21 protein-coding genes and 1 pseudogene are annotated in these 23,918 nt (G+C 61.8%); 15 read left to right on the top strand and 7 right to left on the bottom strand.

Translation table 11 applies throughout. The features are described from left to right. Positions 1 to 10: 10 nt before the first annotated feature. From pyrH to rplM, 5 genes and pseudogenes are all read right to left on the bottom strand, one after another. Positions 11 to 727 carry a UMP kinase gene (gene pyrH, locus VLU25_04080; protein ID HSR67095.1) on the bottom strand — a complete coding sequence of 239 codons (717 nt, stop codon included), beginning with the start codon at positions 725 to 727 and terminating at the stop codon, positions 11 to 13. Between the two features lie 114 nt (positions 728 to 841). Next, a complete protein-coding gene (gene tsf / locus VLU25_04075) occupies positions 842 to 1,438 on the bottom strand; it encodes a translation elongation factor Ts (protein HSR67094.1) in 597 nt (198 codons plus the stop codon). Positions 1,439 to 2,475: 1,037 nt separating this feature from the next. Beyond that, positions 2,476 to 3,156 (bottom strand): annotated as a pseudogene (gene rpsB / locus VLU25_04070) (30S ribosomal protein S2). 192 nt (positions 3,157 to 3,348) lie between these two features. Next, positions 3,349 to 3,744 (bottom strand): 30S ribosomal protein S9, encoded by a 396-nt coding sequence (gene rpsI, locus VLU25_04065; protein HSR67093.1) that lies wholly within the window; start codon positions 3,742 to 3,744, stop codon positions 3,349 to 3,351. Between the two features lie 13 nt (positions 3,745 to 3,757). Next, the gene (gene rplM / locus VLU25_04060) at positions 3,758 to 4,186 is read right to left on the bottom strand and encodes a 50S ribosomal protein L13 (protein ID HSR67092.1); all 429 of its coding nucleotides are present in this window, start codon (positions 4,184 to 4,186) and stop codon (positions 3,758 to 3,760) included. Between the two features lie 732 nt (positions 4,187 to 4,918). Between rplM and pilM the strand changes: the two genes are divergently transcribed. From pilM to accC, 8 genes are all read left to right on the top strand, one after another. Next, on the top strand, positions 4,919 to 5,995 hold the full coding sequence (gene pilM / locus VLU25_04055) for a type IV pilus assembly protein PilM (protein ID HSR67091.1): 1,077 nt from the start codon (positions 4,919 to 4,921) through the stop codon (positions 5,993 to 5,995). After that, complete coding sequence (locus VLU25_04050) at positions 5,992 to 6,540, top strand: PilN domain-containing protein (protein ID HSR67090.1); 549 nt, start codon at positions 5,992 to 5,994, stop codon at positions 6,538 to 6,540. Before pilM ends, VLU25_04050 begins: the two co-directional genes overlap by 4 nt. A 3-nt stretch (positions 6,541 to 6,543) precedes the next feature. Continuing rightward, positions 6,544 to 7,113 (top strand): type 4a pilus biogenesis protein PilO, encoded by a 570-nt coding sequence (gene pilO, locus VLU25_04045; protein HSR67089.1) that lies wholly within the window; start codon positions 6,544 to 6,546, stop codon positions 7,111 to 7,113. Beyond that, a complete protein-coding gene (locus VLU25_04040) occupies positions 7,103 to 7,657 on the top strand; it encodes a pilus assembly protein PilP (protein HSR67088.1) in 555 nt (184 codons plus the stop codon). Before pilO ends, VLU25_04040 begins: the two co-directional genes overlap by 11 nt. Continuing rightward, a complete protein-coding gene (gene pilQ, locus VLU25_04035; protein ID HSR67087.1) occupies positions 7,644 to 8,960 on the top strand; it encodes a type IV pilus secretin PilQ in 1,317 nt (438 codons plus the stop codon). Before VLU25_04040 ends, pilQ begins: the two co-directional genes overlap by 14 nt. 65 nt (positions 8,961 to 9,025) lie before the next feature. Beyond that, on the top strand, positions 9,026 to 10,078 hold the full coding sequence (locus VLU25_04030) for an aminopeptidase P family protein (GenBank protein ID HSR67086.1): 1,053 nt from the start codon (positions 9,026 to 9,028) through the stop codon (positions 10,076 to 10,078). Between the two features lie 80 nt (positions 10,079 to 10,158). Beyond that, positions 10,159 to 10,605 carry an acetyl-CoA carboxylase biotin carboxyl carrier protein gene (accB, locus tag VLU25_04025; protein ID HSR67085.1) on the top strand — a complete coding sequence of 149 codons (447 nt, stop codon included), beginning with the start codon at positions 10,159 to 10,161 and terminating at the stop codon, positions 10,603 to 10,605. Between the two features lie 3 nt (positions 10,606 to 10,608). Beyond that, on the top strand, positions 10,609 to 11,946 hold the full coding sequence (gene accC, locus VLU25_04020; GenBank protein HSR67084.1) for an acetyl-CoA carboxylase biotin carboxylase subunit: 1,338 nt from the start codon (positions 10,609 to 10,611) through the stop codon (positions 11,944 to 11,946). Positions 11,947 to 11,971: 25 nt separating this feature from the next. Here accC and VLU25_04015 read toward each other — a convergent pair whose 3' ends face one another. Continuing rightward, entirely contained in the window at positions 11,972 to 12,586 is a 615-nt protein-coding gene (locus tag VLU25_04015; GenBank protein ID HSR67083.1) for a hypothetical protein, read from the bottom strand. A gap of 60 nt (positions 12,587 to 12,646) precedes the next feature. Between VLU25_04015 and thiE the strand changes: the two genes are divergently transcribed. The 6 genes from thiE to VLU25_03985 all read left to right on the top strand — a co-directional run bounded on the left by thiE (position 12,647) and on the right by VLU25_03985 (position 20,471). After that, entirely contained in the window at positions 12,647 to 13,315 is a 669-nt protein-coding gene (gene thiE / locus VLU25_04010; protein HSR67082.1) for a thiamine phosphate synthase, read from the top strand. A gap of 73 nt (positions 13,316 to 13,388) precedes the next feature. Then, complete coding sequence (locus VLU25_04005) at positions 13,389 to 14,855, top strand: sodium-dependent transporter (protein HSR67081.1); 1,467 nt, start codon at positions 13,389 to 13,391, stop codon at positions 14,853 to 14,855. Continuing rightward, positions 14,852 to 14,965: a MetS family NSS transporter small subunit gene (locus tag VLU25_04000; GenBank protein ID HSR67080.1), complete on the top strand. Its 114-nt coding sequence runs from the start codon at positions 14,852 to 14,854 to the stop codon at positions 14,963 to 14,965. The genes VLU25_04005 and VLU25_04000 overlap by 4 nt, the downstream gene beginning before the upstream one ends. Next, a complete protein-coding gene (locus VLU25_03995; protein HSR67079.1) occupies positions 14,962 to 15,552 on the top strand; it encodes a hypothetical protein in 591 nt (196 codons plus the stop codon). Before VLU25_04000 ends, VLU25_03995 begins: the two co-directional genes overlap by 4 nt. Then, positions 15,549 to 16,241, top strand: coding sequence for a Crp/Fnr family transcriptional regulator (locus tag VLU25_03990; protein ID HSR67078.1), 693 nt, complete (start codon positions 15,549 to 15,551; stop codon positions 16,239 to 16,241). The genes VLU25_03995 and VLU25_03990 overlap by 4 nt, the downstream gene beginning before the upstream one ends. 276 nt (positions 16,242 to 16,517) lie before the next feature. Continuing rightward, positions 16,518 to 20,471, top strand: coding sequence for a two-component regulator propeller domain-containing protein (locus VLU25_03985; GenBank protein ID HSR67077.1), 3,954 nt, complete (start codon positions 16,518 to 16,520; stop codon positions 20,469 to 20,471). A gap of 294 nt (positions 20,472 to 20,765) precedes the next feature. Here VLU25_03985 and VLU25_03980 read toward each other — a convergent pair whose 3' ends face one another. Continuing rightward, complete coding sequence (locus VLU25_03980) at positions 20,766 to 22,013, bottom strand: peptidoglycan recognition family protein (GenBank protein ID HSR67076.1); 1,248 nt, start codon at positions 22,011 to 22,013, stop codon at positions 20,766 to 20,768. A gap of 200 nt (positions 22,014 to 22,213) precedes the next feature. Between VLU25_03980 and VLU25_03975 the strand changes: the two genes are divergently transcribed. Next, positions 22,214 to 23,581, top strand: a complete 1,368-nt coding sequence (locus VLU25_03975; GenBank protein ID HSR67075.1) for an NAD-dependent succinate-semialdehyde dehydrogenase — start codon at positions 22,214 to 22,216, stop codon at positions 23,579 to 23,581. Positions 23,582 to 23,918: the final 337 nt, after the last annotated feature.

Below are 23,918 nucleotides of genomic sequence, written 5' to 3'. Positions count from 1 at the left end.
CTCCAGACGTCTAGGCCTTGATGATGGTTCCAACTTCCTCGCCCATGACGGCGTCCCGGATGTTGCCCTCCTTGTAGAGGTTGAAGACGATGATCGGCATCTTGTGATCCATGCACAAAGAGATGGCCGTCGTATCCATGACCTTCAAGCCCATTTCCAGAACTTGAAAATAAGTCAGGGTTTCAAACAGTTTAGCATCCTTGTTCAAGTGGGGATCGGAGTCGTAGACTCCGTCCACTTTGGTGGCCTTGAGGATGACGTCGGCCAGGATCTCCATGGCCCTGAGGGCTGCCGCGGTATCGGTGGAGAAGTAGGGATTGCCGGTGCCGGCGGCCAGGATGACCACCCTCTTTTTCTCCAGGTGGCGGATGGCCCGGCGGCGGATGAAGGGCTCGGCCACCTCCTGCATGTCGATGGCGCTGAGGACGCGGGTAAAGATGCCGATCTTTTCCAGGGCGTTCTGAAGAGCCAGGGCATTGATGACGGTGGCCAGCATGCCCATGTAGTCGCCGGTGGCTCGATCGAACCCCATCTCCGACGCGGACACGCCGCGGATGATGTTTCCCCCGCCCACCACGATGGCGATCTCGGTCCCCAGTTGATGGATCTCCTTGATCTGGCGGGCCACCGCTCGCGCGATTTCGGAATCGACTCCGAAATTGTTGGTCCCCATCAAGGCTTCGCCGCTGAGCTTGATGAGTACTCTCTTAAAGCGTGGTTTCTTCAATTCGACGGGGGCATCTGCGACGACGGCCTCCGCTTCCTTGTCTTCGACTCCAGAAGACATGCTCACTCGACTCCTCCTGGGAGGGCGACGCGGATTCCCCGGCCGAAACTGCGCTTACTCTTCGCCTACCTTGAAGCGCGCGAAGCGGCTGACGGAGATGTTCTCCTTGATGGTGGCGATCTTCGATTTGATGAAGTCCTCCACCGTGCTCTCGGGATCCTTGACGAAGGGCTGCTCATAGAGGCAGACCTCCGAGTAGAACTTCCGCATCTTGCCTTCCACGATCTTGTCCACCACCTCAGGCGGCTTGCCGGATGCGGCGGCCTGGTTGCGGTAGATTTCGCGTTCTTTGTCCAAGTCCTCCTGGGTCACTTGGTCGCGCCTGACCACCCGCGGATTGGAGGCCGCGATGTGCATGGCGATGTCCTTGACCAAGTCCTGAAACTCGTCGGTCCGAGCCACGAAATCGGTCTCGCAGTTGACTTCCACCAGCACGCCCAGCTTGCCGCCGGCGTGGATGTACTGCCCGATGACACCTTCTTCGGTGCTGCGCGACGCCTTCTTTTCCGCCGCCGCGAGACCTCGCTCGCGAAGAACCTTGACGGCCTTCTCGATATCGCCGTCGGCCTCCTGAAGCGCTTTCTTGCACTCCATCATGCCCGCGCCGGTCTGATCGCGTAGTTTCTTGACCTGAGCCGCACTTATTGCCATCGACTCTCTCTCCCTTTTCTTTCAGATTGAAAGGCGAGCGGGTCCGAGCAGCCGCCGACAAGAAGGCAGACCTATGACCTCGCGCCTTACTGTAATCGTTCCCAAGGACGGCGGCAACCCGAAAATCGTCCGGCGTCCCCCGCTGTGAAGCTTCGTGCTTGCGCCCTTCCCCCTGCTGCGCGCGGCAGCGCCGGTCAACGACCTGCCCGGGAGAAACGCGGCTAGGAACTCTTCTCTTTCTTGGAAGAGTCCTTTTTCTTGTCCTCGGCGGAAGCCGGGGAGGATTCCTCCTCACCTTTCTCGTCCGCGGACGCTTCTTTTTCCGCCTTGGCCGATTTCTTGTCCTGGGCGGACTCCTTCTCCTGGTCCGCCTCTTTCTTGGGAGCCGCCTTCTTCTCTTCGCCAGCCTTCTTGTCCTCGGCGGCTTGCTGCTTCGAGGCTTCCTCCTTGACGGGCTCCTTCTTGGCAGCTTCTTTCTTGTCGTCAGCCTTCTCGGCTTCCTCGGCCTTCTTGCCCTTTTCGGCCTTTTCGTCCTTGGCCGCCTTTTCGTCCTTGGCCGCCTTTTCGTCCTTGGCAGCCTTCTCGTCCTTGGCCGCCTTTTCGTCCTTGGCAGCCTTCTCGTCCTTGGCAGCCTTTTCGTCCTTGGCCGCCTTTTCGTCCTTGGCAGCGGCCTCCTTCTTGTCCTCAGCCGGCTCTTCTTTCTTGGCCGCCGCCTTTTTCTTGGGCTTGGCCGCATCTCTCAGCTTGACAGGGGCTTTTGCCTTCTTCTTGGCGCCGGGACTCTTCTTGGCGTCTTCAGCCTTTTCTTTCTTGTCGCCCTCGCCTTCACCCTCGGCGGACTCCGCCTCCTGGGCCTCCTTCTTGGCTGCCTTCTTGGCGGCTTCCTTGGCGGCCTCTTCCTCTTCTCTCTTGCGCTTGGCTTCCTCGCGGGCCTTGCGGGCGGCTTCTTTGGCCTCGGCCGCGGCCTTGCGGCGGGCAGCCTCTTCGGCCGCCTTCTTCTCGGCTTCCTGGCGCTTGGCCTCCAAGTGGGCTTCGTAAACCTGGTTGCCTGCCAATGCGGCCTCGGCCAGGGTGGAGGCGAAGAGGCGGATGGAGCGCAGGGCGTCGTCGTTGCCGGGGATCACGTAATCGACCATGTCGGGATCGCAGTTGGTGTCGACGATGGCGATGACCGGGATGCCCAGCTTGTTGGCTTCCTTGACGGCGATGGCTTCTTTGTTGGAGTCGACCACGAAGACGGCGTCGGGAAGACGGCCCATCTCACGGATGCCCTTGAGGTTGCGCTCCAGCTTCTTGCGCTCGCGCTCCAATTGGGCCACTTCCTTCTTGGAGAGCTTGTCCCAGAAGCCGCTCTCCTTCTGATCTTCCAGCTCTTTGTAGCGCTTGATACTGATCTGGATGGTCTGGAAGTTGGTCAGCATGCCGCCCAGCCAGCGATGGTTGACATAGAACATGCCGCAGCGCAAGGCCTCTTCCTGAACGGCCTCCTGAGCCTGGGGCTTGGTGCCGACGAAGAGCAGAGTCTTGCCCCGCGAGGTCATGTCGGCCACGAAATTGACGGCCTGCTGAAAAGCCTTCAGCGTCTTCTGCAGGTCGATGATGTAGATGCCGTTGCGCTCGCCGAAGATGTAGTCCTTCATCTTCGGATTCCAGCGGTGGGTCTGGTGTCCGAAATGAACCCCGGCTTCCAGCAGTTGTTTTATGGAAATTGCACTCAAGCGTCACTCTCCCGCTTTTGGGCCTGCCAAGCAAAGCCTTCAGTCTCGCGGCGCCGGAGCGCGTCGATCAGGATCCGCCTTGATCGCGACATCCCCGGGGAAGACCGCCGAAGCGCCAAGGCGTTTCGGCGAAAGGCAGACGGATCGTCGTCCGGGGGCGAAACTGCAGCCTCCGCCACAAGGCGGCCGCTGTTATCTCTTTGAAAACTGGAACCGCTTACGGGCTCCGGGCTGTCCATACTTCTTGCGCTCTTTGATGCGCGGGTCGCGGGTCAGAAACCCGGCCTTCTTGAGAGGTCCGCGCAGATCGTAGTCGAACTGCTGCAAAGCCCTCGAAATACCCAACCGCACCGCGTCGGCCTGAGCCGAATAGCCGCCGCCGCCGACGTTGATGTAGACGTCGAACTTGTCGTTGGTTTCGGTCAGTTTCAGGGGCTCCATCACGACCTGCTGCTGCGCCTTGTTGCAGAAGTATTCCTGACACTCCCGCTTGTTGACCACGAACTGGCCGGAACCCGGCATCAGAAAGCAGCGCGCCGTGGCGCTCTTGCGTTTCCCGGTGCCGTAATACTGAATCTTCTCCTCCACTTGCAATTCCTCCTTAGACCGGCAATTCCCGCGGCTGCTGGGCCTGGTGGGGGTGCTCGCCCTCGCTGTAGACCTTCAGCTTCTTGAGCATGCGGCTGGCCAACTTGTTCTTGGGCAGCATGCCTTTGACGGCCAGATGAATGAGACGCTCGGGATGCTTGGCCAGCATCTCTTTGGCCGTCATTTCACGCAAGCCTCCCGGGCGGCCGCTGTGCGAGTAGTAGACCTTGTCGTTCCACTTGTTGCCGGTCAAACGCACCTTGCCGGCGTTGACCACTATGACGAAATCTCCTGTATCCAGGAAATCCGTGTACTCGGGCTTGGACTTGCCCGTCAGGACGTGGGCCACACGGCTGGCCAGACGCCCCAGCACCTGATCCTCGGCATCGACCACGTACCAGGTCCGTTCAATGGCGTCCGCTTTCGGCAAGTATGTCTTCATCTCTTCTATCCCTGAATCCTTCATCAAAGCCTGATTTGAACCGGTTGGGCCTCTCCGCGCCCAACCCTTTTCCGAGGCGCAAAATCCCCCGAAAAGGAAGCAGCGAGAATACAGGTTGGGGGCCGCCGCTGTCAAGTCAGGAGGGAGAAACCACGCCCCTTTGGAGATTTTTCCCGTTTTTAGTCGGGGGCATTTTTATAATAGGGAGACGAGACGTCATTCGGAGGATTCAAAAGACGTTTCTATTTCGGGAGCGCTTCACGGCATCGCGCAGGGAGTGCGCTCGACCGGAGAAGGCACCGACAAATGGGGGCTCGGCTGCCGAACCGCCACTTTTGAAATGGTGGCGCATGAGGGGCAGTACCAGCCATGAACTCGGACTCGGAGATGGAAACCGGCCGTTGAAGCCGATTTTTTCGAGTCCGGCCTTCGCAGATTTCACAACTTGCGGCGTTTATAGAGAGGGAGGGCGTGACCGCGAGAGACGCTCGGGCGCCCAAAAAAGGTGAGCCTCATCACCGCCTAAAGGCCGATGAAACAACGGTTCTAAAGAAAGTGACGAGACTCACCGAAGAATTGAAAGTGGTGAGGGTAAGTTGAAGTTCCGAACCGCACGGGTAGAGCGCGTGGCTCTTCCCTTCCCTGTGGGGCGGTTCTAAGTCGCAAGGTAAAGGGGTCCGAACGCCCTGCGGGGCGAACGACCAGAAGCCCGCGAGGGTTGAGGAAATCGTTATGGGCTGGAAGGACATTCTCGGCTCCAAGTCGAAATCCTTGGTGGGCGTCGACATCGGCACCTCGGCTATCAAGGTCGTGGAACTGAGGTCCGGCGGCGCCAAGGGGAAATACGAACTGAAGTCGATCGGGGCCCGGCGCATTCCCGGCGACTCGATCGTCGACGGGGTCATCATCGCCAAACTGCCGGTGGCCGAGGCCATCGACACGCTCTTCCAAGAGCTCGGCATCAAGAACAGCAGCATCGCCACCTCCATCGCCGGCCACTCCGTGATCGTCAAGAAGATCACCGTACCGGCCCAGACCCGCGAAGAGTTGGACGACTCCATTCAATGGGAAGCCGAGCAGTACATTCCCTTCGACATCTCGGAGGTCAATGTCGACTACCAGATCGTGCGCAAGCTGCCCGACGCCAACAAAATAGAGGTCATCTTGGTGGCGGCCAAGCGGGAGAAGATCACTGATCACACCAGCGTCCTATCCATGGCCGGCAAGAACGCCTCGGTGGTCGACACCGACGCCTTCGCGCTGCACAACGTCTACGACCTCAACTACAACCCTCAGGAAGCCACGGTGGCCGCCGTGCTCGATATCGGAGCCACGGTCATGAACATCAACATTCAGAGGGGCAGAGAATTCCTCTACACCCGCGACATCAACTTCGGGGGCAATCAGTACACCGAGTTCCTGCAGCGCGAACTCAACGTCTCCATCGAAGAGGCCGAGGAAATGAAGCAGGCCGAGTCCTACCCCGAGGACTACGCCGAAAAGGTGCCCGAGATCCTGCGTTCGGTTTCCGAGAACCTGGCCCAGCAGGCCCAGACCACCTTCGACTACTTCAAGTCGGCCAATCAGTCGGACGAAATCGAGGAGATCTATATCGCGGGAGGGGCCAGCCGCACCGAGGGCTTGCGCGACTACTTGGAAGAGCGCTTTCAGGTGCCGGTTCAGTTCTTGGACCCCTTCAAGAAGGTGGCCAAGGTTAAACAAGACATCCCGCCAGAGTATTTAAACGGCATGGCTTCAGACTTCGCCATCGCCGTGGGCCTGGCCCTGCGAACGGCGAATGACCGATGATCAAAGTCAATCTATTGAGGGAGCCCGGGGCGGGCAAGAAGCGCCGCCGCACAGGGAGTCCCGTCAGCAGCACCAATCTGATCGCTTTGGCCGCGGCAGCGGTGCTGTTGATCGCAGTCTTCCTGTGGTACTACCTGCTCAGTTCGTCAGTGGGCGAACTGAGCGTCCAGGCCGCCGACCTGCGGGCCGAGCGTGACAGCCTGGCCCAGGTGACGGCACAGTTGCAGGCCGCCCAGGAACAAAAGCGGCGTCTGGACGAGCGGGTGGAGCTGATCGAGCGCTTGCGCGACAACCAACGCGGTCCCGTCGATCTTATGAATCACGTGCTCGACTCCCTGCCAACCGATCCCACGCTGTGGCTGACCAGCCTCGCCCAGCAGGAAGGCACGGTGGCCATCGAGGGCCGCGCCTTCGATGTTCCCTCCATCGCCGGATTCATCGCCGAACTCGACGACGGTTCGGTCTTCCGGGAAGTCGAATTGGAGTACTGGGAAGATCAGCAGGACAGCATCAAGTTCAAACTCAACTGCCGGAGCAAGGAGTAGACCATGGCCAGCGATTCTTCCAACGTTCGTCAGATGGTGCTGCTGATCGTCCTGGCTCTGGGCGTCTGCGTAGTCATCTACATTTACGGCATCTCGCCGTTGCAAAGCAGGCAGGCCACGCTGGAAAGCGAAATCGAGCAGCTCGAAGCCGAGGTCATGCGGGCCCGCGCGGTCAAGGCTCAGCTTCCTCAATTGCAGGAGCAAATCCGCCAGCAGGAGGAAAAGCTGGCCTCCCTGCGACGGGTGCTGCCGACCGCAAAAGAGACCGCCGAAGTGGTGCGCCGGGTTCAGGAACTGGCCGTCGAGTCCAAACTCCACCTGCGCAGCTTCACGCCCCAGGACACGGTGCAGCGCGATTTCTACGAAGACTGGCCGATTCTGCTCTCGATGGAGGGCAATTTCGACACCCTGGGCGTCTTTTTGGAGCGCATCGGGCGCTTCCAGCGCATCGTCAACGTCGAGAGGCTCTCCATCAAGCCGCTGGACGCCGACCAGCGAACGCCCACCCGCACCATTTCCGCTACCTGCACGGCGACTACTTATGTCTTCCAGGAGGCTTCCGATGACTCCTAGCAAGCGAGAAGCATTCCCTACCCTGGCTTGCCGGCTCATGGGCCGCTGGCCTTTGCTGTGCGCCTTCCTGGTGCTGCTGGGCGCCCTGCCCGCCTGGGCGTCCGCTCAGGAGCAGGCCGACCCGGTGCCGCGCCAGGAGATGCCGCTCTATGACAGCAAAGGACGGCGCGATCCCTTCATCAGCCTGAGAGCCCTGCGCCAAGACACCGCGGCCGACCTGCTCGAGCCTCCGCCTTTGACCCAACGGCCTCCCGGACTGCCCGGGCTGCTGGTCGACGAAGTGACCGTGGTAGGCATCGTGGCCGGAATCGACCAGCCCATTGCGCTGCTGCGCGGGATCGACGACTTCACCTACTTTGCCCGCCCGGGTGACAAGCTCTACGACGGCCACGTGCTGGAGATCAATGGAGAGCGCGTCACCTTTCGGCGCGTGGTGGAGGACGCCCGCAAGAACAAGCATGTCTCGAGAGTAACCAAACGCCTCAACAGCCAAGATATCCAAGTGGTGGAAGAACAAGGGGGCAACCCAGATGAAGAACTTTAAACCCCATTTTCTCATCATCCTATTGACGGCGGTCGCCCTGAGCTTGGCTCCGGCGGGCTCGGCCGCGGCCTACCCGGCCGGAGAGAATTCCGAAGCGGCGCCCGCCCTGGCGCGCATGGCCGCGCCTCAGGAGAGCGGCTCCTACCAGGGGGCGCCCATCACCATGAAGGTGGTCAACATTCCCTTGGTGGACTTCTTCCGCATCATCTCGGAGGTGAGCGGCTTGAACGTGCTCATCGACCCCGACGTGGGAGGGCGCGTCACCCTCAACATGGAGGCGGTGCCCTGGGATCAGCTCTTCGAGGCCGTGCTGCGCAGCAATCAACTGGAGCGCTCGGTGGAAGGAAACCTGGTGCGCATCTCCACCAAAGCGACCCTGCAGAAGGAAGAAGAGTCCAAACTGGCCATGAAGCGGGCCAACTTCCTGGCCGCAGACACCCGCACCGACCTCTATCACCTCGATTACGCAGTGGCCGCCAACATCGCCTCCACCCTGGAAGAGCAGTTGAGCGACCGCGGACGCATCGACGTCGACTCGCGCACCAACACCCTGATCATCACCGACGTGGTGGGGAGCATCCAACGGCTGGAGACGCTGATCGAGCGCCTCGACATCCCCGAGATGCAGGTCGAGATCGAGGCCCGCATCGTGGAGGCCACCACCAACTTCGCCCGCGAACTGGGCTCCGCATTCGACATCCAGTTCGGCAACTTCGGCACCCGAAACCGGGGCACAGGCACCTCAAGCGCGCTGCTGGACGATCCGGTCGGGACGGCGACCTTCTCGACAGGGACCCTGCTCGACACCTTTCGTCTCGACGCTTTCATCTCGGCCGCCGAGATGCGAGGCGACGCCCGTATCCTCTCCAAGCCGCGAGTGAGCGCCCAGAACAACGCCGAGGCCGTCATTACTCAGGGTGCCAAGATCCCCATCCCGGTGACTGAGAACTTCACGACCCGCGTACGTTTTGAAGAAGCGGCCCTGAAGCTCACCGTGACACCGCAGATCACTCAAGAAGGTACGGTGCTGCTCAACCTGCGGGTGGAAAACGACGTCCCTGATTTTTCTCAGACCGTCTTGGGCATCCCCACCATCCTCACCAGCCAGGCCGAGACCCTGGTCCTGGTGGCCGACGGGGGTACCACGGTCATCGGCGGCATCTTTACCGAGACCGACCGCGAAGACATCCGCAAAGTTCCCGGACTGGGTTCGGTCCCCGTCCTGGGCAACCTCTTCAAGTCCAAGTCGCTGGAGAGGGAGACGCGCGAGATTCTCTTCTTCATTACGGTCCGCATCAAGTAGCCGGCCGCAGTCAGGAGGAAGTCAGCGGGGTCGGGACTGTCTCCCGGCCCCTTTCATTTTGCCCGATGCGCTTGCAACGCTTTCAGCAACTTCTTCACAAACGCGAACTGGACGGCTTCCTCATCAGCCGTCTCTCGAACCTGCAATACCTGTTCGGATTTCGGGGCAGCGCCGGAATGGCGTTGTGTCTGAACGGAGAGGCCCACCTGCTGGTCGACTCCCGCTACCTGGAGCAAGCCGGCCAGAGCGCCCACGACTGTCGTCCCCGCCTGGCTGATCCGTCCTACCAGGCCGCCCTCAAGGCCCTTCTGGAAGAACTGCAGCAAGAGAGCACGCTGCGCATCGGCATCGAGGAAGAAGAGATGAGCTGCGCCTGGCTGCGCCAGATGGAATCCTGGAAGTTGCCTTTCGAGTTTTGTCCCGGTCCCGACCTGGCGGGCCGTCTGCGCCGCTGCAAGGAGCCGGAAGAGGTTGAACGGATTGAGGAGGCTCTGCGCAGGGCTCAGGACGCCTACCATCAGGTGCTGCCGAGACTGCAGCCGGGAATGGCCGAGATCGAAATGGCCGGCGAAGTCGAGCGGGCCATGCGCCGCCACGGCGCTCAAGGGTTCGCCTTCGAGACCATCGTGGCCGGCGGCCCCCGCTCGGCCCTGCCCCATGCCTCGGCCAGCGACCGCATCTGGCAAGAAGGGGAGGTGTTGCTCATCGACTTCGGGCTGCGCCGCGACGGCTACCACTCCGACCTGACCCGGGTGCTGCTTCCCCAAGGAGACGGGGAGGAGGCCCACGTGGCCGCCATCGTCCGCCGGGCCGCCGCCAAAGCCGCCCAGCGGATCGCTCCCGGAGTCAAGGCCAGCCAGGTGGACGCAGCGGCCCGGGAGCACATCGAGGCCGCCGGCTATGGCCGCTTCTTCGGCCACGGACTGGGTCACGGCCTGGGGCTGGACGTGCACGAAAGCCCGCGTGTTTCCAAGACCAGCGACGAGGTGCTGGAAGCGGGCATGGTCTTTACGGTCGAGCCGGGCATCTATTTGCCGGGACGCTTCGGCGTCCGCATCGAGGATGTCGTGGTGGTGACCCCAGAAGGCTACCGCTACCTCTCCGATCCCCACCGCTGAATTGGCGTCCGCTATTGACTAAAAGTCTGTCAAAAAGCACAATGTGCCCTTGCGCTTTCCCGATGATGCGAGGAGATGGGATGGACACCAACGAGATCAAAGAGCTGATTAAGCTCATCGAGCAATCGGCAATCGAAGAGTTCGAGATGGAACGCGACGGCGTGCGCATCCGCGTCCGCAAGTCGTTGGGAATGGCTGCCCAGCCGCAGTCCCCTGCCCCATCAGCGGCTCCTCAGGCGGCGGCGCCCCAGCCGGAGGAAGCCGCCGAGCCGGAAAAGGACGAGTCGATCCACATCTTCACTTCGCCCATCATCGGCACGTTTTACCGCGCACCCAAGCCCGACGCCGATCCCTTCGTGGAGGAGAATGACAAAGTCAAAGAGGGCACCGTACTCTGTATCGTCGAAGCCATGAAGATCATGAACCAGATCGAGTGCGATGTAAGCGGCGTCATCGAGAAAGTCCTGGTCGACAACGGTCAGCCTGTCGAATACGGGGAACCGTTGTTTGAAATTCGCCTGACCTAGCCCATGTTCAAGAAGATTTTGGTGGCCAACCGCGGGGAGATCGCACTGCGCGTGATCTGCGCCTGCAAGGAACTCAACATCCCCACCGTGGCCGTCTACTCCGAGGCCGACCGCCATTCGCTGCACGTGCGCTTCGCAGACGAAGCTCTTTGCATCGGACCCGCCTCCAGCTCTGAGAGCTATCTAAATATCCCCTCCATCATCTCGGCCGCCGAGGTGGCCAACGTCGACGCCATCCATCCCGGATACGGATACCTGGCCGAGAGCGATCATTTTGCCGAGGTCTGCGAGACCTGCGAGATCAAGTTCATCGGCCCCCCTCCTAAAGTCATCCGCATGATGGGCGACAAGGCCCGGGCCCGCGAGGCCATGCAAGAGGCGGGCTTGCCCATCATCCCCGGCAGCGGAATCCTGGCCGAGAAGGAAGATGCCCTCAAGGCCCTCGACGAGGTGGGGCTGCCGCTGATCATCAAGGCCGCCGCCGGAGGCGGAGGCCGGGGCATGCGCATCGTGCGCGAGAAAGGCCAATTGCTGGAAGCGCTGGAAACGGCCCGCTCAGAGGCCAAGGCCGCCTTCGGCAACTCCGACGTCTACCTGGAGCGCTACCTGGACAATCCCCGCCACATCGAGTTCCAGGTCCTGGCCGACTCCCACGGCAACACCATCCACCTGGGCGAACGCGAGTGCTCCATCCAGCGCCGTCACCAGAAGCTGATCGAGGAATCTCCCAGCCCGGTAGTCAGCCAGGAGGAGCGCGACAAGCTGGGAGGGCAGATCTGCCAGGCGGTCGCCGAGATCGGATACGAGAACGCCGGAACCATGGAGTTTTTGCGCGACCAGAAGGGCCGCTTCTACTTCATCGAAATGAATACCCGGGTGCAGGTCGAGCACCCGGTCACCGAAATGGTGACGGGCGTCGACATCGTCAAGGAGCAGATCGAGGTCGCGGCCGGCAAGAAGCTCGAGACCCGGCAAGACCAGGTGACCCTTTCGGGAAACGCCATCGAGTGCCGCATCAACGCCGAACACCCACGAACTTTCGCCCCCAGCCCGGGACGCATCACCGCCTACCATCCGCCCGGAGGTCCGGGAGTACGCGTCGACTCGCTGGCTTACGCCGATTACGTGGTGACCCCCCACTACGATTCCATGATCGCCAAGCTGATCGCCCACGGCGCCAACCGCAAAGAAGCTTTGCAGCGCATCAGCCGGGCCCTCGACATGTTCGTGCTGGAGGGCATCGAGTCCACCCTCGACCTGCACCGCAGGATCGTCCGCAACGAACGCTTCCGCTCCGGCGACTTCGGCACCTCTTTCCTGCAAGACACCGACCTGGGCTGACCTCGGGGACGATCTCTCCAGCAGCTCAGCGGTCGTCCCGGTCGTCAGGCTTGGGGAGAAGCAGGTTGTGCAGATGGGCCTCGAAGCGAGGCGAACGCATGCCGGCCGACTTGCCTTCATTGACGGCCGCCGACAAACCCAGATGGTGCTGCTTGGCCCGAAACAGGGCCCAGGCATAGCCCACCCGGTTAGAACTGGCGCAATGCAACAGCAGCGGATGCTTCCGGGGGTCGTCCAGCAGGTCGGCCAGTTGACCGTAGGCCTGCTCGTCGGGCGGCAACTCGTGGCCGAAGGGTATGAGGTGATACTCCATCCCCGCTTCTTGCAGAATCTGGCCCTCGTCAAAGCCGAGTTGCTCCATCTCCTGCGGACGGCGCAGGTTGACGACGGTCTTGACGCCTTTTTCACGCAGCAAGGCAAGGTCGCCGGGCTGCAACTGTCCGCCGAAGTAGATGTCATCCCCGAACCGGGAGGCATTGATGATGCTTCCCAACTCGGCTCTTTCCACGCGGTCTCCTTCATGCCAGGGAGGCTGGGACCGGGGCGGCTGAGCGGAAGACGACTCCCCTGAAGGCCCCCCGCAGGACAGCGCCATCAGGGCCGCCAGGAAAGAGAGACTTGTGAAGGCGATTCTCTTCATGGGCTGGAAGAATACACCATCGGAGTTCTCGATGGCACAATCAGGGGGAGGGATTCAGAGATGACGGCGTTGCACAGGCAGCTTCCCCCGCTTTATCCGCTTTTCGGCAGCGGCCAGGGTGATGTCGAGTCGCTGGCGCGGGCTTGCCTGGAGGGCGGAGCACGGCTGCTGCAACTTCGCGAGAAGCCTCCTGCGCAGGCGTCATCGAGCTTGCAGGAGGCCTGGCAAAAGAAGACTCTTCACGTGGCACGGTCGTTAGCCGCCCTGTGCCGCCGCCATCAAGCGTTGCTCATCATCAACGACCGCGCCGACTGGGTGATCCCCAGCCAGGCTCACGGGGTTCACCTGGGACAGGACGACCTCTCGCCGCAGCGAGCCCGGCGTCTTCTGGGGGAGAAGGCCATCATCGGCTATTCGACTCACAACCAGGAACAGTTCGCCGCCGCCCAAGATCTGCCCGTCGACTATCTGGCCCTGGGACCCATCTTCCGCAGTCCCACCAAACCGGGTGCCAATCCGCCCCTGGGACTCGAACGCCTGCAGACCCTGTGCGCCGCCTCCCGGCTGCCGGTAGTGGCCATCGGCGGGATCAACCTTCAGCGGGCCCTCCGGGTCTGGGAGGCGGGGGCCGCCTCGATCGCCGTCATCTCCGACATTGCCGGGCATCCCGACCCGAGCGCCCGCGTCCGCTCTTATCTGCAAGCCTACCGGCGCCTGAGGCGCGCCTGATGCCCTGGACAATCCCCCTGCGGAATGCTAACAATCTCTCTCGTCAATCTGCTGCCGCCACAAGGAGACTTCCGTGACCATCACCCGAAAAGTCGAACACTTCACCTCGCGCTGGGGACTTTTGCTGTCGGTCATCGGCATCGCCGTAGGAACCGGCAACATCTGGCGTTTTCCACGCATTGCCGCGGCCAACGGAGGCGGATCGTTCCTGGTGCCCTGGGTGGTGTTTCTCTTCTTGTGGAGCATTCCCCTGATCATGGCCGAGTTCGCTATCGGCAAGAAAACCCGCTACGGGACGGTGGGCTCCTTCGCCGTCATGATGGGCAAGCGCTATGCCTGGATGGGCACCTTCGTGGGATTCGTGGCTACCGCCATCATGTTCTACTACTCGGTGGTGGCCGGCTGGTGCATCCGCTACTTCTTTCTCTCGGCCAGCGGACAGCTGCTCGCCGAAACCCACCATAGGGAGGCCTGGGAACACTTCGCCACCTCGGGCTGGCAGCCCGTGCTCTTTCATATCCTGGCCGCCTCCATCGCCGCTTTCGTCATCTCGCGCGGCGTGGTCGGCGGCATCGAGAAGGCCAACCGCATTCTGATTCCGGCCCTGCTGCTGCTGATCATCATCTCAGCCATCCGGGCCGTGACCTTGCCCGGAGCCGTGGCCGGACTGGAGTACCTCTTCACGCCCGACTTGCAGGCCCTACTCGACTACCGCATCTGGCTGCAAGCCCTGACCCAAAATGCCTGGGACACGGGCGCCGGATGGGGTCTGATCCTGACCTATGCGGTGTACATGCGCAACCGCGAGGACGTGCCCCTCAACGCGGCGCTGATCGGCTTCGGCAACAACTCGGTCTCGCTGCTGGCCGGCATCACGATCTTCTGCACCGTCTTCGCCACCATCCCCGAACAGGCCGCCCAGGTGATCCGCGAACCGGGACCCGCCAACACCGGACTGACCTTCATCTGGATCCCCCATCTCTTCTCTCACATGACCGGAGGCTACTTCTTCGCCTGCTTCTTTTTCCTGGCCCTGACCTTCGCCGCCCTCAGTTCCCTCATTTCGATGGTGGAACTGGCCACCCGCGTCCTCATCGATCTGGGGTTGCCGCGCCGCCGGGCTCTTCTCATGGTCTACCTGGGCATCGTGCTGGCCGGCCTCCCCTCAGCATTGAGCGTCACTTTTTTCATCAACCAGGACTGGGTGTGGGGAATGGCCCTGATGGTGAGCGGACTCTTCATCTCTCTGGCCGTCATCTCCCAGGGCGCCGACCGCTTCAGGCGGGAGAACATCAATTCCGAGGGCAGCGACCTGAAGGTGGGCTCCTGGTACAACTTCGTCATCCGCTTCCTCATTCCGGCCCAGGTCGTCATCCTGGTCGTCTGGTGGTTCTGGCAGGTCATCCAGGCAGATCCAACGGGCTGGTGGAACCCCTGGGAGGCGGAGTCGGTGGGCACCTGCCTGCTGCAGTGGTCGGTGGTTCTGGCCATCTTCATCGCCGCCAACCGCTCCATCTCTGAAAGGACCCTGAAACGATGAACAGCCTCTCCCTGCTCACCATGATCGTTATCCTGTCGGTCGTTTGGGGCGGATTCATCTTCTGCCTGACCCTGGCCCTGCGCAAGGAGCGCCGAAAGGACCGTTCGTGAATGTGCTGCTGCTGCGCTCGCCCAAGGGCACTCTCATCCCCCTGGTAGAGGCCGTGCAGCGCAGTCCGAATGCCGACGGACACGGCTCAGGATGGTGGGGCCGCAGCAAAGCGCGCATCTTTTCGACCTACGAAAGCCTAAAGGAAAAGCTTGATTATTACGAAAAGGTGTGTGCGGATCTGAGAGGGGCCCAGAGATTGAAGATCGTCCACCCCTCCCGATGGAGCGCGGATGAAGCCGAGGGCCTGCTCCAGGACTTTCTGGAAAGCCGACGGGGACATCACCTCCGCTGGTTTCAGGTGGACGTCGTATTGGCCATTCTGGGAGGCTTTCTAATGCCCTTGCCGGGACCCAATTTGTTCTTCTTCTATCCCGCCGCGCGGGCCTTCGGGCATTACCACGCGCGCCAGGGAGCCGCTGCCGCCCTGCAGTGCCGCCCTTGGGCCGGGGAGGCGGACCGCCGCCTGGATCAAGTGGAGAAGAATCTGTCCCGGCTGGAGGACATCAGCTCGACTTTGTCCGAGTTGGAGGAACGCTACGGAGTGGCCCATCTGAAGAAGTCTCTGGAAGCATTGAGGAAACGATGAAAGTCGAGCTGGATTTTCTAAGGCGTGTCGGCTTGTTTGCCCAACTGACCGACGAGGAACTGGAACAAGTCGGTTCCTATTTTCGGGAAAAGCGGTACAAGCGCAACGAGATCATCTTCTTCGAAGAGGATACCGGTCACTATTTCTATGTCGTCAAGAAAGGGCGGGTGAAGGTTTCGCGCCTGCTCCCCAGCGGCAAGGAGATGATTCTGGCCTTCCATGAGGACGGAGAGTACTTCGGCGAGATGGCTCTCGTGGACGGCGGAACCACGCCCGCTACGGTAACCGCGGTGGTCAACACCACCATCTTCTCACTGGGCGCCGTGCGCTTTCGACAACTCCTCAACGAAAACACCAAGGTCAACGACGCCCTCCTCAAGATGCTCTGTTCACGTTGCCGCGACGCCTGGTCGCAAATCGAGGTACTGACCTTCCACAATGCCGACTCGCGCATCAGGACGGCCCTTTATCAGCTCTGCCAGAAGAAGGGCGAAGCGACCGCCAACGGCAAGACCCGCATCAGCCTGCAGTTGACCCACAAGGAACTGGCCGATATTACCGGCATCTCCCGCGAAACCGCCACCCGGGTGCTCAGCCACCTGCAGAACGAAAAGCTGCTGAGCGTGGAATCCCGTCACTTCCTCATCGCCGACCCCGATGAACTGGTTGACGCCCTCTTGCTGGCCTAGACCGTCGATTCCCAAATAACATGGCAGTCGGCCGCCGCAGCCGTCCTTCGACGCCCTTTATGCTCATGTTGTTTCAAAATCGCTGGCCTAGCATCGCCGATTAACAAGAAATCTTGGCCTTCGTCATAGTTTGCGGCGATCCCGATTCGATCCCGAATCATGAGATGCGTTTGATAGAATTGGGGGTTGGTGCCCCCCGGCTATTTGCCCAAGTTGGAAAAGAGGAAGGCCGTGAAAGGTCGTTTGCCGACAACCCGATTCCTGAAATGCCTGGGCTTGTTCTTTTTTTCCTTCACCCAGACGGCTTGGCTGTGGGGCAGCGGACTGGATCCCGCCAAGCACCTGACTCAGTACAGTTGGGACGTCTGGCACAGCGAGGACGGGCTGCCTCAAGACAGCGTCCGAACCATTCTTCAGAGTTCCGACGGCTACCTTTGGCTGGGCACCCACGAGGGGTTGGCGCGCTTCGACGGAGCCTCCTTTTCGGTCTTCAACCAGGGCAACAGCAATCTCCCTTCCAACTCCATCTCCTCGCTGTGCGAGACGCCCGACTCCACGCTCTGGATCGGCACCTCGGGAGGGCTGGTGAGGCGGCAAGGGCGGGAGATGGTCCCGCTCAGCACTGAAGACGGACTCTCCAGCAACGTGGTGGAACACGTTTTCTGCTCTCTCTCGGGCGACGTCTGGGCGGCCACCAGCGGGGGCGGCGTCAGCCTCTATCGGGATGGCCGATTTCAATCCTTCGACCGCCAACAGGGACTGGGCGGCGACAACGTTCTGTGGATCGCCGAAGACCCGTCCGGCACCATCTGGGCCGCGACTCAGGGAGGCTACCTCAACGCCCTGCGCGAGGGCATGGTACGCATCTACGGTCCCGACGAGGGACTGCCCCAGGCCACCGTCCGGACGGTGTTGGTGGTGGCCGACGGATCGCTTTGGATCGGCACTCAGGACGGGCTCTTCCGCCGCCGTTCGGGGGGCATCGAAGAGATCGCCCTGCCTGAGCAACTGGAGCAGGAACGCATCAACGTCCTCTATCAAGACAAGCGAGGCGCCGTATGGATCGGGACCAGCGGAGGCCTGGCCCGCTATTTCGAGGGAAGATTCGAAGTCTTCACCACTGAGCAGGGGCTCTCGAGCAATGCCGTGCGGGCCATCTTCGAAGACCGCGAAGGCAGCCTGTGGCTGGGCACTCACGACGGGCTCTTCCGCTTCAAGGACGGCTCGGTCACCACCTTCAGCCGCAAGGAGGGGCTCCCCGACGACCTCGTCTGGGGCATGCAGACGACTCGCGACGGAGGCCTCTGGGTGGCCACCGACCGGGGAGGCGTGGCTCTGCTCAAGGACAGTCAAGTGGTGCAGGTTTTCGACCGCCGCCACGGACTGGGAAGCGATTCGATTTGGACGCTGCTGGTCGACCGTCAAGACCGCCTGTGGGTGGGGACCGCCCAAAGCGGGGTCTACCGCTTGAGCGGGGGGCGTTTTCGGCGAATCTTGGACGGAGAAGGTCAGGGACAGATCCTGACGTTGCTGGAAGATCGCCGCGACGGCAGCATCTGGGCGGGAACCAGCAACGGCCTCCTGAGGCTGGAAGGAGAAAGGATCGCGGCCTCGCTGACCATCGACGACGGATTGCCCAGCAACGAGATCTGGACCCTTCACCAGGATTCCCGCGACCAGATTTGGATCGGCACCCGTGGCGGCGGGTTAGCGCGTTATGACGCCAAGGGCGCGATCAGAATCTACACCGAAGAGGACGGCCTGCGTTCCAACAGCATCTTCGCCATCCACGAGGAAAGGGACGGGACGCTCTGGATTGCCACTGACGGCGGCGGACTCAGCCGCCTGCGCCAGGGCCGCTTCGACAACGTCGGCAGCAAGGAGGGGCTGTTCGGCAACGTCATCTTTTCACTGCTCGACGACGACCGCGGACGTTACTGGATGAGCACTCCGCGCGGCATTTTCTCGGTCGACAGGCAGCGGCTGCACCAGGTCGCTTCGGGTCAAGATCTCGATCTCTCTTTCGAGCGCTACGATAAGACCCATGGGATGAAGGCCTACCACTACATCGGTACCGATCCCTCGGCCTGCAAGACCCGTGACGGCCGCCTTTGGTTCGCCACCCAGAAAGGCGTCTCGGTCATCGACCCCGACGTCCGCCATCACAACAAGCTGCCGCCGCCGGTGGTCATCGAGAGGCTGCTGGTCAACGGAGAGGAACGGACCCTGGGTCCCGACCTTGTGCTGCCGCCCGGTTCAAGCAACATCGAGATCGAATACACGGCCCTCAGCTTCCTCAGCCCGTCCCGGGTCCGTTTCCGTTACAAGATGAGCGGATTGCACCAGTCCTGGACGGAAACTTCCGAGCGGCGTACCCGCTTCGACCGCCTTCCCCCCGGCCGCTACAACTTTCAATTGGTGGCCTGCAACAACGACGGCGTGTGGACTTCGCTGCCTGTTTCCCTCAGCTTCGGACTGCAGCCCCATTTCTATCAGACCCGCATCTTCCTGACTCTTGCGGCCTTGCTCATCGGACTGGCGGCTTGGGCGGGAATCCGCCTGCGGGTGCGCGGATTGCGGCGGCGCAACCGGATACTGAGCCAGGAAATCCATGAGCGCAAGCGGGCCGAAAAGGCTCTCAGGCGCAGCGAAGAACGCTTCCGCAGCTATTTCGAAATGCCCTTGATCGGCTTCGCCATCACCTCCCCCGAGCGGCGTTTCATCGAAGTCAATGAACGGCTTTGCCAGATCCTCGGCTACTCGCGGCGGGAACTGCAAGACTTGTCCTGGCCCGCACTGATCCACCCCGACGACCGTGACATGGCTCTGATGGCCTACAACAAGCTGCAGGAGGGAGAACTGGACAGCCTCTCCACCGAGCGCCGCTACTTGAACAAAGAGGGCAAGACCATCCACGTCAAGCTCTCCACCGCCTGCGTGCGGCGCGAGGACGGAAGCCTCGACCACTTCGTCGACATCGTCCAGGACCTGACCGAGAGCAAACGGCTCGAGCAGCAGTTGCGCGACTCGCGCAAGATGGAGGCCATCGGGCGATTGGCCGGCGGCGTGGCCCACGACTTCAACAACATCCTCACCGTCATCTCGGGCTACGGACAATTGCTGCGCAGCGCCATCAACGGAGACAAGCGGTTGCGCAATCAGGTCGATTCCATCCTCGACGCCTCTCAGAAGGCCGAGAACCTGACCCGCCAATTGCTGGCCTTTTCGCGGCGCCAGGTCTTGGATCCGCGCATCCTCGACCTCAATAAGACCATCCGGGAAATGAAGAACCTGCTCAAACCCTTGATCGGCGAGGACATCCGCCTCACCACAAGGCTTTGCAAAGATCTGGAACCGGTCAAAGTCGATGCGGGACAGATACAGCAGGTGCTCATGAACCTGGCCGTCAACGCCCGCGACGCCATGCCCGACGGAGGCACCTTTCATATCGAAACCGGCAACGTGACGCTGCGCGAAGGCGAAGCCAGCAAGGTCGTGCAGGTCCCGGCCGGCGATTATGTGCTGGTGACGGTCCGCGACTCGGGTTGCGGAATGGACTCCCAGACTCAGGAAAGGGCCTTCGAACCCTTTTACACCACCAAAGGCAAGGGCAAAGGCACCGGCTTGGGGCTGGCCACGGTCTACGGCATCGTCAAGCAGAGCGAAGGCTACATCTTCCTGGACAGCGCGCTGGAAAAGGGCACCACCTTCCGCCTCTATTTTCCGCCCGTCAAAGGGGCCAAGCCGGCGGCACGCTCCTCCAAAGCCAAGCCCCCCAAGGCGGAGGGACGGGAAACCATCCTGGTGGTTGAAGACGACGACGGCATCCGCCAACTGATCGCGGCCATCCTGTCAAAGAAGGGCTATCAATGCCTGGAAGCCTCCAACGGCACCGCCGCCCTGGAAAAAGTGGAAGGCCACCGGGGCCATATCGACCTGCTGCTTACCGACGTCGTCATGCCGGGAATCAACGGCAAGGAACTGGCTCGCCGCCTGTCCTCCTCCTTGCGCGGCCTCAAAGTCGTCTTCATGAGCGGCTACACCGAGGATGCCATCGACCGCCACGGAGTGCTGGAACCGGGCACTCACTTCCTGCAGAAGCCTTTTACTCCCGCTTCGCTGGTCAGCCTGATCAGGGAAATCCTGGACGGCACCGCCAGGCCTCCGCGCCAGAGCCGGTCAGACGACAGCCAGTCGGAAGAAGTGAGCGAAGATTCGGGCTCCAACTGAGCCGCTGCAGTGCGTCAGAAGCTTTGAGCCGCCCTGTCGCGTTATTCCACGCTTTCAGCGTTCAGAGCCTTGCCGTCTGAAACCCAGGGTGGCGCCGCCGTCTCGCTGGCGCTCGCCGGGGCTGACCCTGCTGGCGAATCTGTCCCTGTCAGGGACAAGAAAACGGAGGGCCCTGGCTCAGAACTTATAACCGGCAGCACTAGGGCCACTAGGTGGCCAGCAAGTTCACACACGGGTCAACCATCAGCGACGGCGGTGAAGGCTCATTTGCTCTCGGCGGTATGAGGCAGCTCGCTAGTGCTGGTAAAAGACCAAGGTCTTGCTGGGGATGGAGCCGTCGTCGATCTCGTCTCCAGAGAGTATTCGCCCGTCGGGGAAACGATAGAAGGTGGAGGGATAATTCCACTTCATTCCGGCGATCTTGACCGGGGGACGGCTGCTGCGTACATGTCCTCCGTAGACATATCCGGTGAGGATGCGCGTCCCTGCCGGCAAGTCCTGCAACAACTGCTGGGTCGAGGTGCGGGCCGCCATCTCCCTTCCCGTCCGCACCATTCCGTTGGGCAAGAAGTAGATGGTGGTCTCGGAGCGGGCCAGTTGACCCGCCACTTCCGAGGCGGAGATCGATTCCTCCTCCACTTCAAGGAATCCCTCGAACTCGCCCTGAGGCTCCTCCCTCTCATCCACCAGCACCTGGGTGCCCACGGGAATGCGTCCCCAGTTCTCGATCTGGTTGCCGGCCAGGCGCCGACCGTCGGGAAAAACGTAGACGGTATCGGCGGAGGCGTAATGTTCGCGGGCGATATGCCAAGCCGTCCATCCGGGCGTGATGACGTTGGGATGGCTGGGCGGTGCCTCGGCCCGGCGAGACTCGGCGGGGGCAGGCGCAAACAAGAAACGATAAAGTTCGGGATCGGCCACCGCCAAACGGCCCTCTTCCACGTCAAGGTCTTTGAGTGGCTTTTCCTCTAAGCCCAGTTTGGCTCTCACTTGGTGACGGGCGAAAACCATGGCGCAACGCTTGCGTCCGCGGTGGTTGTAGGGATGGAAGCGGTTGGGCCGCCCGTAAGCGACCATGGAATGAGTCAACACGTTGCGGTCGGGGATGCGGTAGTAGCTCTGCAGTTGGCGCACCAGCTCGCGCAGGGCCTTGTACTGGGCCTCGTTGATCTCACGGTCGTGGTATCCCACAACCTCGATTCCGATGGAGTGGTTGTCGAGGGTACTGCGCCCCTCCCACATGCTGCGTCCGGCGTGCTTGGCGATCTTGCTCTTTTCGATCACCCGGTAGACTCTGCCCTTGAGGGTGACGAAATAATGAGCCTCGCCGCGGCTACGGATCTTGCGCAAAGACCCCCTCTCGCCGCCCTCAGTCGTGTGCAGGACGATGTAGCGCGTGTCGGGGCGGCGCGGGCGCCGTTGGTTGCGGGGACTATAGCGATTGCTGATTTCGAGCGAACCGGCAGCCAGCACCAGCGGCGCCCATTCGCTCAGGCAGAGCAGACAAAGACTCGCCAGGACGGTCAAGACCCGCCTGCTCAAGATTGAATTCGACCATCGCCGGCCAAGAAAGCGTCCTCTCTCCATGCCACATCCTGCACAGAGGACCGGCGGTCAAGTTGCCCACCGAACAGCCTACCACAGGGCGTCAAGCCCATCGTCACAAAAATCTCGGGGCTGGCGGGCGGCTCCGGCCCTGGGGCCGTTTTTCCCAGCGGCGGCCTTCGAGATAAGCTAGTAGCATGATCGAATACCGCACGCTCAATCCCGCCACGGGTCAGCTCGTCCGCCGCTATGAAACCGCCGGGGAAGAAGCCGTCGAACAGGCTTTGCGCGACTCCTGGCAGGCCTTTCAAGAATACAAGAACTGGTCTTTCGAGCAGCGCGCAGAGAGGCTGACGGCGGCGGCCGGGTTGCTGCAGGAAAGAGCCTCCTCGCTGGGCGCTCTGATGGCCGAAGAGATGGGAAAGCCCTTGGCTGAAGGGCGAGCCGAGGCGGAGAAATGCGCCTGGGTCTGCCGTTACTTCGCCCAACACGGCCCCTCTTATCTGACCCCCGAGGAACGCCACTCCGACGCAGCCCGCTCACTGGTCCGCTACGATCCGCTGGGCCCCGTGCTGGCCATCATGCCCTGGAACTTCCCTTTTTGGCAGCTCTTCCGCTTCGGGGCGCCCGCCCTCATGGCCGGCAACACCATATTGCTCAAGCACGCCCCCAACACCCCCGCGTGCGCGCTGGCCATTGAAGAACTCTTGGGACAGGCGGGCTTTCCGCCCGGGGTCGTTCAGAACCTCTTTCTCAGCAACCGCCAGGCCGCCGACGTGATCGCCGACGGGCGCGTCAGGGGCGTCACCTTGACCGGGTCGACTGGGGCCGGACGCCAGGTGGCCGAGAGGGCGGGTTCTTCCCTCAAGCCGCTGGTGCTGGAGCTGGGAGGCAGCGATCCCTTCATCGTCTTCCAAGACGCCGACTTGCAACAGGCTGTGGAAGTCGGGGCGGCGGCCCGCTGCCAGAACAACGGGCAGAGCTGCATCGCCGCCAAGCGCTTTCTGGTGCAGGAGTCGGTGGCTGAGCGCTTCTGCGAGGGACTGTGCGAGGCCATGCGGTCCCGCCAGATGGGGGATCCCCTGGACGAGTCCACCGCCATCGGCCCCCTGGCCCGCCAGGACCTGCGCGAGAAGCTCCACCAACAGGTCGAGGACACCCTCCAAGCCGGCGCCAAACTGCTGTGCGGAGGGAAGGTGATCCGCGGCAAGGGGTTCTTCTACCCGCCCACCGTCCTCAGTCAGGTCCCGGCGGGTTCGCCCGCGGCCCGTCAGGAATTGTTCGGCCCGGTGGCCGCGCTGCGCACCTTCAAAAGCGAAGACGACGCTGTGTCGATGGCTAACGAAACCGCCTACGGATTGGGCGCCAGCCTGTGGACCTCGTCGCTGGAGAGGGCCGAGCGCCTCATCCCCCTCATCGAGGCCGGGGCGGTCTTCGTCAACAGCATGGTCAAGTCTGATCCGCGGTTGCCATTCGGTGGCGTGAAGGATTCCGGATTCGGCCGCGAACTCTCCCGCGAAGGCATCCGAGCCTTTGTCAACGCCAAGACCGTTTGGATCGACTGAGGGGCGAGGAAAATGAAGTCATGAGAGCGCCCAAAACGGTCAACTCGAAGGTTGCGCAAGTGGCTTCGAATCAACAACTTCGCGCCTTTTCCACCGTTTGTGGAAAAACCCGTGGAAAACCTGTGGCCGGACTCTCGGCAGAGGGCTTTCTGCGTCGGTCCCAGGGCCTTGGCCGAATGTGCAGCGAAGATGTGCAGAGTATTAAGGGACTTGTGGGCAGGGCTCGACCGACTACACTAAGGCATCGATCGTCCCAAGCGGTCGAGTCGCTTTCTGGGTTTGGAGCAACAGGCGAAAAACATTGGCTCGCTTCGCCTCAAGGGGCGCAGCGGGAAGG

The sequence above is a fragment of the Acidobacteriota bacterium genome, assembly GCA_035471785.1.
Taxonomy (GTDB): Bacteria; Acidobacteriota; UBA6911; order RPQK01; family DATIPO01; genus JANQFM01.
The sequence above is the reverse complement of the archived record's forward strand: the minus strand, read 5'-3'. Positions and strand labels throughout refer to the sequence as shown.